The following is a 2,827-nucleotide window of genomic DNA, read 5'->3' as shown; positions in this document are numbered from 1 at the left end:
TTGTAACTTACTAGCAGCAATTTATAACTATGAGTTAAATTTAGCAATTCCAAAATGCAAACCCTTGACTATAACATAAAAGTAATTTTGCAAGAGGTCTATTAGAAAAAGTACTAACGCCATGACTTTTACAATTTCCGGCATTGAACCAGAGGTAAGCATGAGCGCTAATTCTTTACCAGAACTAGTTTCTCTTGCTCAAGAATTGCTTATACAAATCCGCCAACATCCACAATTTAAAGGCTTGCGCTTCGATTGTGATGTGGCTCTTGGTGACGTAAAGCAATATTTCAACTATCTGGAATGGGCTGCTACTGCTGATTTAGAGGTATCTAGATTTGAAGGTTTTAGAGAATGATTCTTGCTGCCAACTCCCAAGAACATAGTCGATAGCAGGTAAAGGCAAAATTTATGCTCTCAATAGTTTTTGAGAGCTTTTAAGCATCAGATACCCGTCAATACTACCATGCAAGATGACTTAAACAGCCAAATTCAGGATGCAAAGACGGATGAAACAGAGCTAAATCTTGTCCTGAAAAAATATGACCTAGATGAGGAATTGGCTCTTGAGTTTAGCGACATCGATAAAGCATTTCGACAATTGGAAATTAAATATCAATCCTTAATCAACACTAGAAAATTTTTGAACAATGGCTAAAATTGACACTACAAAAGCAGCTGCTCAAGCTGTAGCAGAAAAGCTGGCAGGACGTAAACAAAACTCAGCATCTAGCACTAATTCCACATCTGCTACATCACCTGCCACTATCCCGATAGATAGTCGCATTCCTGGCTTACTAACTGTCACCCCTGACTTAGTACCAGGAATGATGCCACCATTCCAGCCCAATCAATACCATATTTCAGATCCGCTAAATCCTCCTGAAACTCTTCTACAGGCAACTCAAAGCCAGCTAGATAAAGGTATGAAAATCTATGAAGGTGCAACGCGATCGCTCAAATTAACGGGAGCCGCACTCGACCTGACACGCGAGAAATTTACTGTTATTGGTAAACACTCAAAGGCTTTTGGTGCTGGCATCCAAGCAGCTACCGAGATTGAGAAAGTTAAGGGTAATTATTTGGATTACCTTAATCAAAAAGAAGTAACTACCCAAAAATTAGTTTCTTTAGATGTCAGTCAAGTAAAGACGATCACTGATACGAATATCTCGGTTTATAGCAAAGATGAACTAAACCAAAAACTGGTTCTTGCAGAAATTAAAGCCTCGGAATTGCGACTCAAAACAATTGAGTCAGAAGGAAAGCTGGCAAGCTTTAAGGCACAGTTAGGCGATTATATAAATTTAAAATCATGAAACAAATACACGGGTTAGGAGTTGGTGTATTTGGCTTGTGTACTGGCTTGGCAATTGCTTCTGGAGGGTTCACCAACAATATAGCCAAACTAATCTCTATCCTTGGTGTGGGAGCATTGCCAGCAAGCTTTATTACTTACTTTATCGCTGATACTAAATCACAGAGATTGTTAAACGATGCCGAAAGTAAGAATGAACAAGCAGGTCAAACACTGCATAAAGTCATCAGGGAATTTGAAAGGAGCAAATCCAGGTTGTCCACTGCCAATAGCCAAATAGAATCTCTGAAAGATGAACTCAAGTCAGCCAGAAATACCATCAACTCATTAGGTCACAGCAAGCTAGAAAACATGGGTTTAATCGCTCAACTGCAAGCTAAGTTGAATCAAGCGTTTACCCAGTCACAGCAAGATAAACAACGCATTGAATATCTAGAAAGTGAGACTGAGCAATGGGAGTTTAATTTCAATTCGCTTGTAGAAATGGAAGCCAACAAACGTTTTCAGGTTGCTAAGTCTCAGGAGTTAGAGAAAATTTATACTGAACATGACTTGATAACCAGTGAAGCTATGCAGTTATTTAGACGGCTGCAATCATGGTCGGAGAAATTAGCGCACGGACATCAAAGCAAAGCAGAAATTATCAAGAGTTTAGCCAGTAGCTACAACAAAAATTTAGATGAGGTTGGGGAGGCGATCGCCAGTGAGCGCCAAAATTATATAGAGCAAATCGAGCTGCTAAATGAGCGCGTAGGACAGTTACAAAAAGAGTTACAAGGCGATTTAATAGAACCTGTATATGGCGACTTTGGCTTTGATATCAACGGAAAAATCGCCAACGAAATAGCGCGTACTTTGTTTAGTGATATCAGTCTGGCTTTGAGCGTTAAAGGCTTTCAGGTGAAGCCTGACGGTGTTGTAGATGTGGGTTATGGATATTCGCATTCTGTGCATACTTTAGCCGTTGTAGAGGCGATTTTAAAGCACTCTAGGATAATTGCTAAAAAGCTGGGATTATTCAAAATTACTTCTGTCAGGAAATTGGAAGTAACCGACTGTATTGTGATCAGCTACCGGATGGAGCCAGCTATCAAAGCAGATGAAATTAAGTTGATGGTTGGAACTCCTGACGAATTTATCAACTATGTAGTCAGTCACCCTATCCGATATCGGTTGATCGCAGATCCAGGCATTGGTAAAACTCCAACAAGCGCGGTGATGATTAGCGAAATCGTTAAAGCTGGATGCACTCGCGGCAATACTGGCAAAGGCGAGAAAGTGCCTCATACCTTAGTCACAGTCAGCTATCCCGGTGCTGTTGGTTCACTCAAGGATAGCGATTATCCATTAGAGGCTGTTTGAAAAGTCAAAGAAATGGTAAAAAAGCTCTCTCAGTATACGCTGTGAATATATAGTAGACAGCACTGAGAGAGCAACATGAGTAAAGCATACCCCAGCAATCTGACCCGTGCTCAATATGAATTTCTGAGTGACATGATTCCAGAACCA

General features: G+C 40.3%; 4 protein-coding genes. All 4 read left to right on the top strand.

What is annotated here, in order from left to right:
• Positions 1-121 precede the first annotated feature (121 nt).
• The 4 genes from H6G26_RS40595 (at position 122) to H6G26_RS40580 (ending at position 2,680) form a co-directional block, all read left to right on the top strand.
• Entirely contained in the window at positions 122-358 is a 237-nt protein-coding gene (locus tag H6G26_RS40595; protein ID WP_242054383.1) for a hypothetical protein, read from the top strand.
• 108 nt (positions 359-466) lie between these two features.
• The gene (locus H6G26_RS40590; protein ID WP_190737672.1) at positions 467-658 is read left to right on the top strand and encodes a hypothetical protein; all 192 of its coding nucleotides are present in this window, start codon (positions 467-469) and stop codon (positions 656-658) included.
• Positions 651-1,319, top strand: a complete 669-nt coding sequence (locus H6G26_RS40585; RefSeq protein ID WP_190737670.1) for a hypothetical protein — start codon at positions 651-653, stop codon at positions 1,317-1,319. Before H6G26_RS40590 ends, H6G26_RS40585 begins: the two co-directional genes overlap by 8 nt.
• Positions 1,316-2,680 (top strand): hypothetical protein, encoded by a 1,365-nt coding sequence (locus tag H6G26_RS40580; RefSeq protein WP_190737668.1) that lies wholly within the window; start codon positions 1,316-1,318, stop codon positions 2,678-2,680. The genes H6G26_RS40585 and H6G26_RS40580 overlap by 4 nt, the downstream gene beginning before the upstream one ends.
• Positions 2,681-2,827: the final 147 nt, after the last annotated feature.

Origin of the sequence: Nostoc sp. FACHB-888, from assembly GCF_014696655.1 — a bacterium.
Lineage (GTDB): Bacteria > Cyanobacteriota > Cyanobacteriia > Cyanobacteriales > Nostocaceae > Nostoc.
Note: the sequence above shows the minus strand (reverse complement) of the source record. Positions and strands in the feature narration are given on the sequence as shown.